Source organism: Bradyrhizobium sp. Leo114 (assembly GCF_055229415.2).
Genome location: NZ_JBUYEN020000031.1, coordinates 91,762 through 109,321 on the forward strand (window position 1 = coordinate 91,762; position 17,560 = coordinate 109,321).

General features: G+C 61.7%; 16 protein-coding genes. 12 read left to right on the top strand and 4 right to left on the bottom strand.

Translation table 11 applies throughout. The annotated features are described in order from the left end of the window. The first annotated feature begins 2 nt into the window (after positions 1–2). From ACZIRK_RS30890 to ACZIRK_RS30900, 3 genes are all read left to right on the top strand, one after another. Positions 3–1,028, top strand: coding sequence for an ABC transporter substrate-binding protein (locus tag ACZIRK_RS30890; RefSeq protein ID WP_130227691.1), 1,026 nt, complete (start codon positions 3–5; stop codon positions 1,026–1,028). A gap of 73 nt (positions 1,029–1,101) precedes the next feature. Next, positions 1,102–1,494: a RidA family protein gene (locus tag ACZIRK_RS30895; RefSeq protein ID WP_207231074.1), complete on the top strand. Its 393-nt coding sequence runs from the start codon at positions 1,102–1,104 to the stop codon at positions 1,492–1,494. After that, positions 1,491–1,619, top strand: coding sequence for a hypothetical protein (locus tag ACZIRK_RS30900; protein ID WP_283813285.1), 129 nt, complete (start codon positions 1,491–1,493; stop codon positions 1,617–1,619). Before ACZIRK_RS30895 ends, ACZIRK_RS30900 begins: the two co-directional genes overlap by 4 nt. Before the next feature lie 232 nt (positions 1,620–1,851). Here ACZIRK_RS30900 and ACZIRK_RS30905 read toward each other — a convergent pair whose 3' ends face one another. The 3 genes from ACZIRK_RS30905 to ACZIRK_RS30915 form a co-directional block, all read right to left on the bottom strand. After that, on the bottom strand, positions 1,852–3,108 hold the full coding sequence (locus ACZIRK_RS30905; RefSeq protein WP_130227713.1) for a Spy/CpxP family protein refolding chaperone: 1,257 nt from the start codon (positions 3,106–3,108) through the stop codon (positions 1,852–1,854). A gap of 1,107 nt (positions 3,109–4,215) precedes the next feature. Continuing rightward, positions 4,216–5,787 carry an autotransporter outer membrane beta-barrel domain-containing protein gene (locus tag ACZIRK_RS30910; RefSeq protein ID WP_474418745.1) on the bottom strand — a complete coding sequence of 524 codons (1,572 nt, stop codon included), beginning with the start codon at positions 5,785–5,787 and terminating at the stop codon, positions 4,216–4,218. Positions 5,788–5,859: 72 nt separating this feature from the next. Next, positions 5,860–6,090 (bottom strand): hypothetical protein, encoded by a 231-nt coding sequence (locus ACZIRK_RS30915; RefSeq protein ID WP_474418746.1) that lies wholly within the window; start codon positions 6,088–6,090, stop codon positions 5,860–5,862. A gap of 516 nt (positions 6,091–6,606) precedes the next feature. Between ACZIRK_RS30915 and ACZIRK_RS30920 the strand changes: the two genes are divergently transcribed. From ACZIRK_RS30920 to ACZIRK_RS30955, 8 genes are all read left to right on the top strand, one after another. Further along, positions 6,607–6,975: a hypothetical protein gene (locus tag ACZIRK_RS30920; protein ID WP_456645308.1), complete on the top strand. Its 369-nt coding sequence runs from the start codon at positions 6,607–6,609 to the stop codon at positions 6,973–6,975. A 274-nt stretch (positions 6,976–7,249) separates the two neighbouring features. Continuing rightward, positions 7,250–8,242: a glutaminase A gene (gene glsA / locus ACZIRK_RS30925; protein WP_456645309.1), complete on the top strand. Its 993-nt coding sequence runs from the start codon at positions 7,250–7,252 to the stop codon at positions 8,240–8,242. A gap of 73 nt (positions 8,243–8,315) precedes the next feature. Then, positions 8,316–9,965, top strand: coding sequence for an MFS transporter (locus ACZIRK_RS30930; protein ID WP_474418747.1), 1,650 nt, complete (start codon positions 8,316–8,318; stop codon positions 9,963–9,965). 42 nt (positions 9,966–10,007) lie between these two features. Next, entirely contained in the window at positions 10,008–10,571 is a 564-nt protein-coding gene (locus ACZIRK_RS30935; protein ID WP_028165242.1) for an HdeD family acid-resistance protein, read from the top strand. Positions 10,572–10,752: 181 nt separating this feature from the next. Then, positions 10,753–12,063: a metal-dependent hydrolase family protein gene (locus ACZIRK_RS30940; RefSeq protein WP_474418753.1), complete on the top strand. Its 1,311-nt coding sequence runs from the start codon at positions 10,753–10,755 to the stop codon at positions 12,061–12,063. A 268-nt stretch (positions 12,064–12,331) separates the two neighbouring features. After that, complete coding sequence (locus tag ACZIRK_RS30945; protein WP_474418748.1) at positions 12,332–13,363, top strand: peptidylprolyl isomerase; 1,032 nt, start codon at positions 12,332–12,334, stop codon at positions 13,361–13,363. A gap of 20 nt (positions 13,364–13,383) precedes the next feature. After that, entirely contained in the window at positions 13,384–13,845 is a 462-nt protein-coding gene (locus ACZIRK_RS30950; RefSeq protein WP_474418749.1) for a hypothetical protein, read from the top strand. A gap of 13 nt (positions 13,846–13,858) precedes the next feature. Then, the gene (locus tag ACZIRK_RS30955; RefSeq protein WP_474418750.1) at positions 13,859–14,725 is read left to right on the top strand and encodes a lytic transglycosylase domain-containing protein; all 867 of its coding nucleotides are present in this window, start codon (positions 13,859–13,861) and stop codon (positions 14,723–14,725) included. Positions 14,726–14,991: 266 nt separating this feature from the next. Here ACZIRK_RS30955 and ACZIRK_RS30960 read toward each other — a convergent pair whose 3' ends face one another. After that, positions 14,992–16,239 carry a multidrug effflux MFS transporter gene (locus tag ACZIRK_RS30960; protein WP_474418751.1) on the bottom strand — a complete coding sequence of 416 codons (1,248 nt, stop codon included), beginning with the start codon at positions 16,237–16,239 and terminating at the stop codon, positions 14,992–14,994. 232 nt (positions 16,240–16,471) lie between these two features. Here ACZIRK_RS30960 and ACZIRK_RS30965 point away from each other — a divergent pair, with 232 nt between their 5' ends. Beyond that, complete coding sequence (locus tag ACZIRK_RS30965) at positions 16,472–17,305, top strand: DUF1194 domain-containing protein (RefSeq protein WP_474418752.1); 834 nt, start codon at positions 16,472–16,474, stop codon at positions 17,303–17,305. Positions 17,306–17,560: the final 255 nt, after the last annotated feature.

Below are 17,560 nucleotides of genomic sequence, written 5' to 3' on the forward strand. Positions count from 1 at the left end.
CCATGATCTCTCGTCGTGCCTTCGTTTCCGGTTTTGGCGGCGCTATGGCCACCGCGGCTCTCCAGCCCTCCATCGTTCTCGCGCAAGCAGGCGGCAAGCCGCTGCGCATCACCCACGCCGTGACGTCGCTGGCCTATATGCAAAGCTACATCGCCAATCAGAACGGTTACTTTAATCAGGCCGGGCTGACTGCCCAGATCATCGACACCGGCGGCGGCGGCCCTGACGTTCAGCTCGTGCTCGGCGGGCGCGCCGAGATGACCGTAAATGACGGCGCCCAGATCCTTCCTGCGCTCCAGCAGGGACAGAAGCTGACCTGTGTGCTCAGCCTGCTCAATCGCTCGATCGTCAACGCGACGATCAGCAAGACGGCAGCGGCCAAATATGGCGTTACGGAAGCCATGCCGCTGGCGGACAAGCTTGGCCGGATGAAAGGCATGAAGATCGGCGTGACGCGGCCCGGTGCGCTGACCTGGCAGCTTGCCCGGTTCAACCTTGTGTCTGTGGGGCTCAATCCGGACAAGGATGCGCAGATCGTTGCAGTCGGCGGGCCGCCGGCACTGGCAGCGGCGCTCGAGAACGGCGCTGTCGATCTCATCTACATCTCGATGCCGATCGGCGAAAAACTGATCCGGGAAGGCAAAGCAATTTCCTTCATCAACAATGCGCGCGGCGAGGACCCAAAGCTCGCCAACTTCATGATGGAAGGATTGTGGACGACGCCGGATTATCTGGCGGCCAATCGCCCGACGATAAAGGCAGCTGTCACCGCCTACCAGAAGGCCTCGGACTTCATTCGCACCTCGGCTCCCGAAGCAGTGGTCGCGGCTTTGATGCCCGCGCTGGGAAGTCTCGGCGAGGCCGTACTGCTGGACTCCGTGAAGCGGATCCATCCCGCCGTGTCTGAAACCGGGAAGATCACGTCAGCCGAGTTCGACACGACACAGGCATTGCTCAAGATGAACGGGTTCTTGAACACGCCATTCGTCATCGCAGACGTCTTCGACGGCTCGTTCACGAAGGTGTAGTGTGGTGGCCGTCCCTTGGTGACAGGGTGTCGCACAGGGGCGCGGCCGCCGATTGGAAGGACGGGAGAGATCAGTGACCGACGCCGAGCATCCCTACAGTCTCGTTTACGAAAAGGATGGTGTCGCCTATGTCTCGGGCGCTACCACCATCGATTACGCTACCCATCTGCCGGTCGAGGGTGACGAGGCGGCCCTGGACACAGCGCTGAACGAGGTCGAGCGCCGCCTCGGGACCATCGGGCTCGACCTCGCTGCCGTGACCAAGGTAACCTATTTCCTTTCGGACATGCGACTGCGCTCCATTGCCAATGCGCAATTCGAAAAGCGCTTCGTACAGCCCCGCCCTGCGAGAACAGTCGTCGGAGTGTCTTCCATTCCATACGGAGGCATTGCGGTCATCGACGCGATTGCGCAGCGGTCACGGGCGCGTGTGCGGAGGCAAGCGCCTGGTGACGCGGACTGTTGATCGTCAACAACCGCCCATTGTTCGAATTGGCGAACGAAGTGCACCGCTATCGCAGCGGGCACATCCTCATTGTCAACGCCAACCGCAAGCCAGCTATCCGAGCGGGCTTCCTTGATTTCGTCTGATGATCTTGAGCGTGAGCAGGACGGCGCCAAGCACAAGAAACAGAACGCCGACAGTCGTCGTGCTGGTGGATTCGAACGTCACGCCAACTGCCGTCAGCAGGCATCCGATGATAACCGCGACCAACCCACCAAGCTTCTTCACCAGCAGAAAGTGCCAGCGAATTGCTCGCAAATGCGACAGGGGATGCGAAATGCTGCCTTAGCCGATCAGCGCCGCTTGGGGATGGAAGAATCACATCCCCCGCTTCTTCGGCCCGAGCCCCTCGAATTGCGTCTTCTGCTCGTCACTGAGGTACCAATAGAAATCGTCGACCGCGTCGTTCACGCTTCCGATCGCCTCTCGCATCGCTTCCAACCGCGCCTTTGCGGCCTTAAGGCGGGCCGGCGGGGTGAGCGCGTCCTTTGGCGGGCATGCGCTTAAGGCTTCCATCGTGGACATCGTGGTGTCCTGCACCAATTCGAGGGCGGCGCGCTCGGTATCGTTCAATTTTAAGGTGGCAGCGATGTCGTCGATGGGCCATTGCTGGGCGACGAGCTGGCGGTATTGCTTTTCGGCCTGTTGCTCGTCCTGCGGTTCGCGGCTCGCCTGGCAGGCGGCGTCCTGCATCTCCTTCAGCTTCGCGACCTCAGCGTTAGCGCGGCGGTCGCGTTGGGGCGCGTTGAGCCGCGCCTTCTGCTCATCGCTCAGGAGATCGTAGAATTTTTGGAATGGCGGCTGAACGGCCTCAACTGCGCTCAGCATCGCGTTGACGCGGCTCTGCATGGCCGCGAGCCGTTCGAGCGCGGTAGTTGCGGCCTGTGCTGGACAAGAGGCGCGGATGGTGTCGCCGGCGGAAGTCCAGGCGCTTGCGAGCTCGTCGAAGGCTGTGCGTTGCGCCTCGTTCGCCGCGACCACCCGGCCGATCCGTTCGAGGGGAAGGCCGGTCGTCTCGGCGGTGTCGCCGCCACAGAGCTCCTCCTGCACGGAGGGCGCTTTGCGATGCCGCCTCCCGGCGGGGCGCTCGGCCGCAAACGCTGAGAGATCGCTCGCAGCGTAAGGCGAGAAGATCGCAGCGTAGAGATCGCCGTAGCCATAGCCCCAGAAGCCGCTGCCATCACTGAGAAGCGCGTAGTCATAGAGATCGCTATAGGCGAACGGCCAGAACAGCGGACCGACCCAGCCGTACGAACCGTCGGCGTGCTGCCACCAGCCTTGCGCAGCTCGGCCGCCCTGCCAGCCGGCCAGCGCCGCGATGGCGGTGAGCTGCGCGCGCTCGCTCGGGCGGGTCGACTCGGCGGCGGGGCGAAGATCTTGCGGTCTTAAGGCAGCCATTCGGACGCGGCCGTGGCGCGCCGCCATACGTGCGTGACGGAGACCTGCGACCGACAGCATGCCGGCCATCGCGAAGCGCGCGACACCGACGGGGCCGCCAACGCGCAGGCGCAAGCCCGCCTCCGCCGCATTCGGCAGCGCTCCTAGAACGACCAGGGCAAGGCCAGCCGCAGCCATTCCAAGGCGGGACTTTGGCATGATCACTCCCTTGGCTTCCCTCCTCCGCGGGCGGGCCGCACCCCGTCACAAAGATGACTCGGAGCGAAACCGAAAGTTCCACCCGCGGTCGTTTTCCTTCGAGTGAACCACCGAAGTTAGATCGCGGCGCAATTTTCAACGGATGTCTTCTTAGAAATCGCTGATGCATTTTACGCGGGGCGACGCGAGGAACGTTTCATCACGGACGTCCGTAGTGGCAATGAAAAGCTACGCAGAAGCAGAGAAGTCCAGAGATCACCCATCGCAAGAGGGTTATTCGATTTTCGACTCTTACAACAATATCCCTCCTATAGCGGCACAAGACGGAAAATCGCCTGATGTCTGGGTCGGGTGAAAACGACATCTCACGTAGAGGGTAGCTTCCGGAGCAAACCGGACATTCGGCCAAACCCGCATGTCTCAGAAGGGCCAAGAGCGGAAACTCGGTGCTTGTTGCTACGCGCGAGGCGCTGCTTGCCTTTACTACCTAGGGGTATTTTGCTTCTTCGCGATAAAGGCAGCATCTACGTCATATGGCGTCGCGCTGGGTGGGAGCCCACTTTTTCTCACCACATGCCAGCCGAGCAAATAACCCATCACCGCGCCCCAGAGAGCCGATAATAGAGCGGCTACTGCAACGTCAGAAATGAGCTGGCTCAAGAGCCTACCGGTTAGTGCGTCGGACAGGCCAAAAATCATGATGCCAATGAATGCGAACAAAATCGGGACGGGGATCGTCGATCTTATAAATCTCACGGCGTCACCTCTATAGGGGGAAAGGCTGACGCATAGTAGTGCAAGAAAACACACTAACACTTGATGACTGTTAGGGCCTAAAACTCTATCGAATTGGCAATCTGAAGGTCGGGAAGCGCCGTTTGAGGTCTGCACCGGGTCAAAATGAGAAAAACTCAGCACGAGCAAATCTGGTCCGCTATTGCCCCGCAAAGCGGACCTCAATTTACAGGTGCCACCACTTCGCTGATGGGCCAAGCGGACTAATGCGGCGGACCAATTGGCCTGGGCCAACCAACATAAGCCCGGCCCGCTTCAATGGTTGAAGCTAGCGGACCGGGCCACCGCCTTTTAGGCCAGCAAGAGGCCGTGCGTCGCGAATGTGAAATCCTGAGGCCTGAGTGCTTCCTCGCTATGGACAACCACGTCGTTGCCTGCACTGAACGTGATCGTGCTTTCATGGGTCGTCGGGTCAAAGGCCGAGATGTTGAGCTGGTTGAAATTTTCGATGCCGAGAGCAGACACGTCGATGTGGTCGGTCCCTAGATTCGAGAAGCCCTGACCAAAATCCTCGATCTTGTCGTGACCGTTGTTGGAGTTGAACACGAACGTGTCGTTGCCGCCTTGGGCGGACACCGCGATGACCTGAGCGTCGCCCCACATATCGTCATTTCCAGTGCCGCTGATCAATTTGTCGGTTCCTCCATGCGCATTACCGGACATGGTCTGCGCATCACCGATAAGGAGGGATTGGAATGTTCCAGCAGGAGGTGGGTTGGAAAGATTGCATCCGGTCAAGGTGTCGTTACCGCCTTGCGCGTTGCCGGACATGCTCTGGGCATCACCAAATGCTTCACTCAGAACCTGTGAGAAGGCGTTTCCACCGTTATAGCTATCATCGCCGCCAACGGCGTGATCGCCCATGTTGGCGCCAGCATCGCCGTAAAATGTGCTTCCTTCCCCGCCGGTCTTGTTGAATGTGTCGTTGCCGCCCTGGGCGTTGCCGGACATGCTTCCGCCAGCATCGCCATAGAAAAAATTTGGGAAAAAAGTTCCGCTAAGCTGATTGTAGGTGTCATCGCCACCCTTGGCAAAATCAGACATGTTGCCGCCAGCGTCGCCATAGAAAAAATTGTCCGTTTCAATGCCGCGCATCGTGTAAACGTCGTTACCACCGGCGGCGTGGCCCGACATATCGCCTCCGGCATCGCCGTAGAAATAATTGTTGGTTTCAGAGGAGCCGTTTTTTGTGAAACTGTCATTGCCGCCGTGGGCATGGTCAGACATGTCGCCGCCGGCGTCACCATAGAACCGCAACGTTCTCTCTGGTCCGTTACTGGCCGTCAATGTGTCGTTGCCCCCTTGGGCGGAGCCGGAAAGATTTCCGCCGGCATCGCCGTAAACGGTGTCTGTAAAATGCCCTTCTCCGAGCGCGAGCGTGATCCTGTCATGACCACCAATGGCGTGATCTGACAAATCGCCACCGGCGTCAGCGTAAACATTGACGGGTATCGGGGTAAAAAACCCGGTGAGTTGAACGTTCAGCGTATCATTGCCAGCGATCGCATGGTCGGAAATGCTCCCGCCCGCATCGCCGTACATGTTCACCATAATCGTAGATGTAGTCAGCGATAGTTCGCTAGTGATTTGAGCGGACAAGGTATCATCGCCGCCCCTGGCATGATCGGAAATATTTCCGACCGCATCACCAAACATGTTGAATGTAACGGGGGTCGGCAGGGGAGCGTTGAAGACAAGTTGCGCGGTGAGAGTATCATCACCACCGATGGCGTGATCCAGCAGACTTCCGCCGGCGTCGCCATATACGACGTTGGTCCCGTCTGGGAAGCCGACCAAAATGTCGTCTGTGCCTATCTGATGATCCGTTAAGTCGCCCGGAGTAATGGGAATGCGCCTGACCATGGCTATCTCCTAACGATTAAAGAGGCCGCCATACAGCGGCCTCGTTTCAATCTGTGTAAGTCTCTCGAAAAATCAGCTACCGCTACGGCGGCGGCGCACGAGCCAATAAGCGCCATAGCCTAGTCCGATCGCAAGCGCGGGAATGCCGGCGCCTAGAAGCGGGGCAGGAGCACCTTGTGCGTGTTTTTCGTTGCCGTTACCGTTGCCATTGCCGACGCCACCGTTGGGGATGCCACCAGGATCGGCCAAGGCCGGTGACAAAATAAGCATCGAAAGGGCGACCGACGCTACTATGGCTTTCATTCGATTGCTCCCAATTTAAATGGTGATGCATTTAAAATATTAAAGCAGAATTAAATGTCGCGCAATCGTGAGCTGATATCCTTGATGAGTTCCATTGGATTCCAAGGATTTCAAGGCCAAGCCAATTGCGCCTATTATTGAGCATTTTGGACGCTTCTAGCGTACCGGGACTGCCCTCGACGCTCAACTTTGGCAGGTCATATGGGCAACCAGGGTCATCCTTGCTTCGGGGATAGTTATTTTTGCTGTTTTCTTTCAGGGCGCGTTTTCCCGCCTTAGCGACAAAGCGATGGGACCCTTTCCATGTCCGTCCGGGTTCAAAGTGCGGCTTACATCCTGCGTCTGCTCTTGGGGCAAAGCGGACTTCAAGGTCAGCAAATCGAGGGTGGGTAGGCGGGGCGGGTCCTAGACTTGATTGACTCGCTATCGGCTTAAGCGACTCGCTCTTACCTTTATGGCACATGTGCGGAGGCGCGCGCCTGGTAACGCGGACTGCCGATCGTCAACAACCGCCCATTGTCCGAACTGGCGAACGAAGTGAACCGCTATCGCTGCGGGCTCATCCTCATTCTCAACGCCGCAAGCCAGCTATCCGAGCGGGCTTCCTTGATTCCGTCTGATGATCTTGAGGGTGAGCAGGACGGCGCCAAGAACAAGAAAGAGAACGCCGACAGTCGTCGTGCTGGTGGATTCAAACGTCACGCCAACTGCCGTCAGCAGGCATCCGATGATAACCGCGACCAACCCACCAAGCTTCTTCACCAGCAGAAAGTGTCCGTCACTCGTACTTGCCACCATGATCAGCCTCGCTGTTCAGATGATGTCCCGCCTTCTCCAGTTTCTCGTCGCGTCCTTTTTTCTCAGGTCAGCGGCAGGCTCGCGTGAGTGACGCAATCGTACACTCAGGCGGCCACCTTGCAAATTTCCCGGCGTTCGGATTCTGCAGTCAATGGCTGCTCTTGGATTCAATTGCGGGCGATGTCGATTGCGACAGTGTGCCTTACCTAACGAGTGTTGGAGCCTTGCGCGCGTGAGAGAACTCGATGGCAGCCGGCACATTTGCTGATCTGTCAGCAAAGTGCTGCATCGGTTGCAGATTGACTCGCATTAAACGTGGGCGTTAGATCAATGACATAGCCCGGTTCGGCGGAGTGGTGCGATGGTGTCACCATCGGCGATCGATGAACGGCCTTACGTTTCGACCGGTCATCTACCTAATCCCGAGATGGTGCAGTCGCTGGTGGAAGACGCGCACCGGCGTATTAAATCGAACGCCGACGGCCACAATTCGCAGGTCTACCCGGCGCTCGCCCGAGTCCCGAGCGAGCTATTCGGCGTTTGTGTCGTTGCAACCGATGGGCATGTCTACGGCGCGGGCGACATAGACTACGAATTCTCCATCATGAGCGTGTCGAAGCCGTTCGTCTTCGCGCTGATCTGCGAGACCATTGGCCCCGAAGAGGCACGCGCAAAGCTCGGCGCCAACGCCACCGGACTTCCGTTCAACTCGCTTGCCGCGATCGAGCGCGGGGAGGGGCGTACCAATCCGATGGTGAATGCGGGCGCCATCGCGACGACGAGCTTGGCGCCAGGCAGGTCCGCCGAGGCGCAGTGGGAGTTCATCCACGGCGGGCTGTCGCGCTTCGCGGGCCGCAAGCTCCCACTCAACGAAGAGGTCTACGCCTCCGCGTCAGAGACCAATTTTCGCAATCGCAGTATCGCGCGGCTGCTCGAGAGCTACGACCGGATCTATTGCGACGCCAAACAGGCGACCGATCTCTACACGCGGCAGTGTTCGCTGAACGTGACCGCCAAAGACCTCGCCGTGATGGGCGCGACGCTGGCGGACGGTGGAATGAACCCGATCACGAAGCAGCGCGTGGTCGACGCTGCGGTCTGTCATTACGCCTTGGCCGTGATGATCACGGCCGGATTGTATGAGACGTCAGGCGACTGGCTTTACGACATCGGCCTGCCGGGAAAGAGCGGGATCGGCGGCGGCATTGTCGCGGTTTCTCCCGGAAAAGGTGGCTTCGGCACGTTCGCTCCGCCGCTGGATGCGGCCGGCAACAGCGTGAGAGGGCAACTCGCCGCGAAATTCCTGTCGCAGCGATTGGGCATGGATCTGTTCGTTTCGCAACCGGAAGACTGACCAATGTTGACTGGATCGGCGTCTTATCCAGCTAGCCGATCCTGAAAGCCCGGGCAAATCGGAGGACGCCAGAGTGACACAGACAATCTCGATCGGCGGCATCCATGAGGAGGAACGCGCATCATGGATTCCCATGATCGCGCTCGCGCTCGGCCAGATGATCATGTCGTTCAACGTCGCTTCGCTGCCGGTGGCGATGGGGGGAATGGTCAAGAGCTTCGGCGTTCCTCCGACCACGGTCGCGACCGGCATCGTGGCCTATTCCATGCTGGTCGCCGGCTTCGTCATGCTGGGCGCCAAGCTCGCGCAGCGCTACGGCGCGCTGCAGGTGTTCCGTGCGGCCGTCGTGCTGTTCTTCATATCTCAGGTCATGATGACGTTCAGCCCGACGGCAGTCGTGATGATCACGGCGCAGGCGCTGTGCGGCGCCGCCGGCGCCGTCATCGTGCCCTCGCTGGTGGCCCTCATTGCCGAGAACTACACCGGACGCCAGCAGGCAACCGCGGTGGGTGCGCTCGGTTCTGCACGTGCAGCGGCCGGCGTGCTCGCCTTCATCATCGGCGGCGTACTCGGCACCTATATCGGCTGGCGGCCGGTGTTCGGAATTCTCATCGCCGTTTCCGCCATCGTGTTTTTCCTCAGCTTCCGGCTCAGGCGCGATCACGGCCGGCCGGATGTGGAGATTGATCTCGTCGGCGTCATACTTGCAGCAGCCGCGATCATTCTCATCAGCTTCGGCTTCAATAATCTGAACAGATGGGGGCTCGCGTTGGCGAGCCCGAACGCGCCGTTCAGCTTTCTTGGCTTGTCTCCCGCCCCGATCCTGATCGTGGTGGGCATCGTGCTCGGCCAGGCGTTCCTGATGTGGACACACAGACGCCAGGAGGCAGGCAAGACTCCTTTGCTTGCGCTTCAGGTGATCGATTCGCCGGAAGAGCGAGCGGCCGTCTACGCGATGTTCGCCGTCGTCGCGCTGGAGGCCGCGCTCAACTTTTCCGTCCCGCTCTACATTCAGATCGTGCAGGGTCGCAGCCCGATTGCCACTGCGGTGGCGATGATGCCGTTCAACCTTACAGTATTCTTTGCCGCGATGCTGATCGTGCATGTCTATGACAGGCTGACGCCGCGGCAGATCGGGCGAGCCGGCTTCATCCTTTGTACAGTTGCGCTGTTGTGGCTCGCATTCGTTGTGCGCAACGACTGGAGCGAGGTGCCGGTGCTGCTCGGGCTCGTTGTCTTTGGTATCGGGCAAGGCGCGCTCGTCACGCTGCTGTTCAACGTGCTGGTCACGGCTTCGCCCAAGGAACTCGCGGGCGATGTCGGATCGCTGCGCGGGACCACCAACAACCTCGCTGCCGCTGTCGGGACGGCAGTGGCGGGCGCGCTCCTTGTCGGTCTGTTGAGTTCGATCGCGCTGACCGGCATCGCCGCGAGCCCCAAGCTCACGCCCGAACTTCAAGCGCAGGTCGATCTCGACAACATCAATTTCGTCAGCAATGACCGGCTTCAGACTGTCCTTGCCGATACCAGTGCATCCCCGGCAGAGGTCGCCGAGGCGGTGCGCGTCAACACGGAGGCGCGTCTGCGCGCCTTGAAAATCGGCCTGCTGGTCATGGCTGCGCTGGCACTTGTGTCGATCATTCCGGCCGGGCGGCTGCCGAACTATCGACCGGGAGAGATTCCGAGCGACGAGACGGCGAGCGAAAGCGGGCGAACCGCCTGATGCGCAACGGGGTCGAGTGCTCTTGAAATCGAGGAGAATGACATGACCACCTATGACAATGGTTCTACGATGCGCCTGACCGGGCTGCCGACACCGCCTTTATGGGTGTGCATCCTGCTCGGAATCGTCATGATCGTCGCGGGCCTGCTGGTCCTGGGAGATCTCGCGCTGTTCACCGTGATCAGCACCATCTTCATCGGCTGGATGGCGATTTTCGCCGGTGGATTCGAGATCATTCACGCTTTCTGGACCAAGGGTTGGGGAGGGTTCGTGTGGCAACTGCTGCTCGGCGCGCTCTATCTTGCATTCGGCATCGTGCTGGTGACCCAGCCGCTGACCAGTGCGCTGATCCTGACCCTTGTCCTCGGTCTGCTGCTTCTGATCTCGGGGTTCATCCGCATCCTGGTCGGCATCAGCCATTGGCAGCAGTTCGGCTGGATCATTCTGGTGTCCGGGCTGTTCGGTGTTGTGGCAGGTCTCATCATCCTCACGGGATTTCCGGCCACCGGGACATGGGTGATCGGATTGCTGCTCGGCATCGACCTCTTGTCTCACGGCATCGGATGGCTGACCCTTGCCTGGCTGCCGGCTGTCAGAACGGGGTAGCAGCCGTCGATCGACGAAGACTGGCAGTACGCCGCTAATCGCCCGCGATCACGTCGGGCGTTACCCTCCCGCACAACAAGAATGCGAACCTTGCGCTATGCGCCATTGGTGGAGATCAATCATGTCAGGTTTGAGGAAGCCGGGTCGAGCTTTCATTGCTGCGCTCCTGGCTTCAATTGGAATGAACCTCGCGGCTTTACCGATTGCGCAGGCTCAACAAGCGTCCGCCGTGCTGTTCCAGAACGTTCGCATCTTTGACGGAAAGAACGCCGCGCTCTCCGCGCCGTCCAATGTCCTGGTCCGGGACAACAAGATCGAGAAGATTTCGGTTGCAGCGATCAAGGCTGACGCTCAGGTGATCGACGGCGGCGAACGCGTGTTGATGCCCGGGCTGATCGACGCGCATTGGCATGCGATGTTGGTGCGCCCGACGCCGGCGGCTACTCTGGCTGACGACGTCGGCTACAACAATCTCCTTGCGGCAGCGGAAGCCACCGCCACGCTGATGCGGGGCTTCACCACCATTCGCGACATGGGCGGGCCGAGCTTTGGGCTCAAGCGCGCGATTGACGATGGCCTCGTCGCCGGCCCTCGCATCTATCCGTCTGGTGCCGTGATCACCATCACCGGCGGCCATGGCGATTTCCGGCAGCTTACCGATCTGCCAAGAACGATCGGCGGCATGCTCAGCCGCATGGAAAAAATTGGCGGCAGCATGGTCGCGGACAGTCCGGATGAGGTTCGTGTGCGCGCGCGAGAGCAGCTCATGCAGGGGGCCTCACAGGTCAAGCTCACCGCGGGCGGTGGCGTCGCTTCGCCGTTCAGCCCGCTCGATGTATCCACCTTCACCGAGCCCGAGCTGCGTGCCGCCGTCGAAGCTGCCGAAAACTGGGGCACCTATGTGGCTGTGCACGCCTATACGCCGGTTTCGATTCAGCGCTCGATTGCGGCGGGAGCAAAGTGCGTAGAGCACGGCCACCTGATGGACGAGGCTACGGCGCGCCTCATGGCGGAGAAAGGAATCTGGTTGAGCACGCAACCTTTCCTAGATCTGGCGGGCGCAAGTGCGCTCGGGCCGTCGGAGCAGGCGAAGATGCGGCAGGTGGTTGCCGGCACGGACAGAGTCTACGCGCTGGCAAAGAAATACGGAATCAAGACTGCCTTCGGCACTGACATTCTGTTCTCTCAGGCGCTGGCGGAGCGGCAAGGCGCCATGCTGGCCGACCTCACGCGCTGGTACACGCCGGCTGAAGCGCTGACAATGGCGACATCGACCAATGCCGAATTGCTCAGTCTGTCCGGACCCCGAAACCCATATCCCGGCAAGCTGGGCGTGGTGGAGGAGGGCGCGCTCGCCGACCTCCTGCTGGTCGACGGCAATCCGATCGACAACATCAGGCTCGTGGAAGATCCGGCGAAGAATTTCCTCGTCATCATGAAAGGCGGAAAGGTCTACAAGAACCTTCTCGCCCACGAGCCTTCCCGGCGCTGATCCGCCAGGTACGTACAGAGATACCAGCAACCGGCCAAGACCGGTCGCGAACTGGTGGACTGTTATGAAAATGTGACATTTGGTGAGTAGTGGCTAGCGAACCGCTACTCGGCTTCCGCCGCGTCGAGGTCCAGAACGTTGTCGCAGGACTACGGCGACCGGATTCTGAACCAGAAGATCGAACCCTGAGGTCACTATGATTGCCTTTCGGCCTGCGTTTGAACGCCCAGCACCGCGATACCATCGCGATCGTGTCGGCCGTCACCTCGTGGCGTTGGCGATCGTCGGACTGGCCGGCGCATTGGGCGGGGCTGAACCCACTTTCGCGCAAAATCCTCCCCCGGCGGCACCGCAGCGGGTGGTGAAGCCGAAGGCGCCTGCCGCAGCACCAGCGCCTGTTGCAGCGGCCCAGCCGGCCGCCCCGGCGCCGCAGGCCGAGGCGGCGGCGCCCGGCAACGAGCCGGTCGCGCGCGTTGGCGGACGTGACGTCTCCGCGTCGGAAATCCGCGCTTTCCTCGCCGCCGTCGGGCCCGAACAGCGCGCCGCGCTCGCGCGCGATCCCGCGCTTCTCAACCAGACGCTCCGCGCGATGTTTGCAAGGCAGCTCGTCCTCAAGGAAGCCACAGACAAGAAGTGGCAGGACCAACCGGCCGTCGTCGCTCAGCTCGCCAAGCTGCGTGAGGAGGCCATCTTCGAGACCTACCTGCAGTCGGCGTCGGTGCCGCCGGAGAATTATCCGGATGAGGCGGAAATCCAGAAGACCTATGACGCCAACAAGGGCGCGCTGATCATGCCGCGCCGCTTTCATCTCGCCCAGATCTATGTCGCGCTGGCGGAAGGAGCGGACGCCGCGGCCGAGGAGAAGGCCAAGGCGAAGGTCGCGGACATCCAGGCCAAGCTGAAGCAGCCGAAGGCGGACTTCACCGAGATCGCCAAGGACACCACCGACCAGCGGGAGCAGGCCGACAAGGGCGGCGATCTCGGCTGGCTGCCCGAGCCGCAGCTCGTTCCCGAGATCAAGAGCCGCGTGATGGGAATGGCCGTCAATAGCGTGAGCGAGCCGATCAAGCTTGCCGACGGCTATCACATCGTCAAGCTGATCGAGACCAAACCGTCCGAAACCATGGCGCTTGCCGACGTGCGGGACACCCTGGTCCAGCGCCTGCGGGCGCAGCGTGCCGAGCTCAATCGCCGCGCCTATCTTGCGCGCGCGCTCGAGCAGAATCCGCCCGCGATCAACGAAATCGCTCTATCCCGCATCGCTGGCGAGCTGACGCAATCGGCAGGCGCTGCCCGCTAACAGCATTCGGCACGGAAGCGATGGCATCGAAATCCCAGATCATGAACGGGAATCCCGGCAGACTGCGGCGTCTGCTGCATTCGTTCGGCCTCGTGGCGCTCGGCCTTTCCGCCGGGCGCGCGCCGGCTCCGGCGCAAAGCACGGACTTCAAGGCCGCATCCGAAGCGCCCGCCGCCTGGCGCGACTATGCGTCCCGGCTGCAGGGTGCCTTTCAGCAGCAGATCGATGCCGACGGCGACACGTCGCAGTGGCTTGTGACCTTCGCGGCGGGGCGAGAGAAGGAGAACAAGCCGCTGACATTCGTCGTGAGCGCCTCGATCCTGCCCGACGGCAGGATGGACCGCATCGCGTTCGACAGCAGCATGGATCCCGAGCTTGGCGGCCGGTTGCGTCCGCTGCTTGCCTCCGCCAATGCCGGCGCGCCGCCTCCCGACATGCTTCAGCCGCTGCGTCTTCGCCTGCGGCTTCGATCTACAGAGTGAGCGAGGCGGGAGCGTGCGGGGGCATCGGCAGACCAGGCTGTCGCGCGGTTGGTTGCTTGCACTGGCGACCGGCGTCGGCCTCGCGCTGACAAGCGCTCTCGCGTTCGCCGATACGTCACCCGCGGCGGCGGAGGAATCCCCCGCTGCCGAGGCGGCAAGCGAGCCTGAAAAGGAAGCTGCGCCAGCCGAAGCTGCGCCGGCCAAGGAAGCTGCGCCGGCCGAATCTCCGTCGGCCATCGAACGGCGATGGCGCGAGAATGCCAAGGTCGGGTTGCCCCCGACGCGAGGCGGCGCGACCTCGACCTCAAGCGCGCAGCCTCGCTCCCGCTATCGCGAGCTGATCGAGAAGCAGACCGCCGGCACGGGCCTTGCGCCCGAGATCGCGGAGGCCGTGATGGGCGTGGAGAGCGGCTACAATGCGAGCGCGATCGGCGGCGTCGGTGAAATCGGATTGATGCAGGTGTTGCCCTCGACGGCGCGGATGCTTGGCTTCACCGGCACCAACGCCGAACTCGCCGTGCCCGAGACCAACATCCGCTATGGGGTGACCTACCTCGCCCAGGCATGGCGGCTCGCCCGCGGCGATCTCTGCACCGCCGTGATGAAATACCGCGCGGGCCATGGCGAGACGCGCTTCTCCCATCTGTCGGTGAGCTATTGCCTCGCGGTGCGCTCGCGGCTGATGGCGCGCGGCTTCCAGGTTACCGGCAGCGTTCCCGTCGCCACCTTCGGCGAGCCGGCCCGTGGTGGTGGCGGCGGCGGCGGTGGCGGCGGATGCAGGCGCAGATGCATGGCCGGCCTGGGCGGCGCGAATGTCGATTACAACAAACTGAACGCCCGCCTGAGCGCGCTGGTGATCCAGGTGCGCAACGGAAAATAAGCCGCCGTCGCTTTGCTGCCACGATGAATGCTGCGCTCCCTCTCCCCGTTCTTACGGGGAGAGGGTTGGGGTGAGGGGCTCTATCCGCGAACACGATGACGGCGGTGTTTGCGGAGGCTCCCCCTCACCCGAAATTCAAGCGGAGCCTGTCATCGGGCGGCGCTTCGCGCCGACCCGTTGGCTTGAATTTCGACCTCTCCCCGCGGGCGGGGCGAGGTGAATCCGACCCATTTGCTCGATACGAGAAAATCATCAGACCTGCGCGGCTACACCGCGTGATGATGCGGCCGGAACAGGCGGCCCTTTTCCGTCACAGCCGCGATGGCGAGTGCCGCGAGCGCGCAGAGAAAGAAGCCGGTCGAGAACGGCAGCAGCGTGCCGTCATAGCTCTGGCCGATCGCCATCCCGACGCCGATGCCGAGCAATGTCGTGATCGATCCGTACAGCGACGACGCGGTGCCTGCGATGTGGCCATGCGGCTCCATGGCGAGCGCCGTGAAGTTCGCCATCATCAGGCCGAAGGTGAACATCATCAGCGCCGACAGCAGCATGAACAACGGCAAGGGCAGCATTTGCAGCTTCACCGCCGCCAGCATGACGGCGGCAACCAGCAGAAATCCCGCCAATGCGCCGTGCGAGATCACGCGCATGCCGAGGCGGCCGACGATGCGGGAGTTGAGAAAGCCGGCGATGGCGACGCCGGTCGCGATGGCGGCGAATGCGAGCGGGAAGTAGTGGCCGAGCCGGTAGATATCGGTGAACACCTGCTGCGACGAGAACACGAACGCGAACATCGCGCCCCACACGCCGCCGCATGCCAACGCATAGCCCAGCGTCTGGCGGTTGCTGATGGTCTGCCGGAAGGCGCCGAGCACGTCGCGGATCGCGAGCGACTTGCGCAATTCCGCCGGCAGCGTTTCCGGCATACGCAACGCGCTCCAGATCAGCGCGATCACGCCGTACAGCATCAGCGCAACGAAAATGCCGCGCCACTGCGTCAGCAGCAGCACCGCCTGGCCGAACGACGGCGCGACCACAGGCACCGCGATAAAGACCATCATCGCGAGCGACATCACGCTCGCCATGCGTCGTCCTGCGTAACAGTCGCGCACGATCGAGGTGGCGATCACACGCGTCGCCGACGTGCCGAGGCCCTGCAGCGCACGCGCGAGCAGCAACGTCTCGAAGGATGGCGCCGCGATCGCGAGCAGGCTTGCGACACCATAGACGGCCATGCCGCCGAGCAGCACCGGACGGCGGCCGAAGCGATCCGACAACGGGCCCATCACGAACTGTCCGACGCCGAAGCCGATCAGGAAGGTGGACAGCACCATCTGCGGATGGTTGGCGTCGGCAATGTTGAATGCGGCGCCGATGCTGGGCAGCGCCGGCAGCATCATGTCCATGGCCAGCGGGTTCAGCGCCATGATCGATGCGATCGCAATGACAAATTCGGGGAAGCCCATCGGGCGGTGGCCTGACGATACCCAGGCCTCGGCATTGATTTCAGACACGTAGCATCCTTTTGCGGAGCCGCAACATAACGATCGTGCTGCAATGCACAATCCCGTGTTTCGGAATGGCGGACCGGCGGTTCCAGACTGGATAGGCAGCGCGGCGCACTTTTAGGCAGTCATGGCTTGGTGAATTCCGAAATATGGATACCGAGTCGCCAATCTCTCCGCTTTGCCCTGTGAAACTTGCGTGTCACCATCATACCGGGGCTAGGGATCGAGGAGGTCCGCGATGCGATGGTGCATCTCGATCGCAGCGGTGCTGGCCGCCGGCATGCTCGCGGGCGCCGCCGGCGCTGCAGCGCCTGGTCAGCCACCGGCACTTGCCGACCGGCAGGGCCCGCCTTCCGTCGATGTCGAGCTTATCATTGCGGCCGACGTCTCCTATTCCATGGATACGGACGAGCTCACGGTGCAGCGCGAGGGTTATGCTGAGGCCATCGTTTCCAGGCAATTTTTGCAGGCGCTGAAGGGGGGCCCGAACGGAAAGATCGCCCTGACCTACTTCGAATGGTCGGCGTTCGGCGACCAACGGGTGATCATTCCCTGGCGCGTGATCGACGGCCCCGAGACGGCTGACGCAGTCGCCAGCGAAATCATGCAGGCGCCAATCCGGCGCGGGTCGCGCACCTCAATTTCGGGCGCAATCCTGTTCGGGACGCCGCTCTTCGAGGAGGACCCTAACCGCGGCTTTCGGCGTGTCATCGATGTTTCCGGCGACGGTCCCAACAACAACGGGCCACCTGTCACGCCCGCTCGCGACCAGGCGCTGGCGAAAGGCATCGTCATCAACGGCCTGCCGATCATGATCAAGGAGCCGTCCCATTCAATGATGGATATCGACAATCTCGATTGGTACTACGAGGATTGCGTCATCGGCGGGCCCGGCTCCTTCGTCGTGGCAATCAAGGATCGCGAACGATTCAAGGAAGCCATTCGCACCAAGCTGGTGCTCGAAGTGGCCGGACGTGACCCCGAGCAGAAGGTCGTTTCCGCCGCCGCGAAGGAACCAAGGATCGATTGCCAGATCGGCGAAAAGCTCTGGGAGGACCGTTGGGGACGCTAGAGCATGATGAGATCAGGTCGAATTGGCGCCGCGTCGGAGGTACCTTACCTCTCCCCGACGGGGAGAGGTCGGATCGCATCGTGAGATGCGATCCGGGTGAGGGGGATGAGCTCCATCGAGGAACCGTAACCCCTTGTATCTGCACGGCCATGATCTGTGCGATGGAAGCGACCTAGCGCCTTGGCCGGTGGCCACCGGCCAAGGCGCGTGGCGAAGTCGCCCGTTACCCCTCCGGCCACAACCGTGGATGAGCTT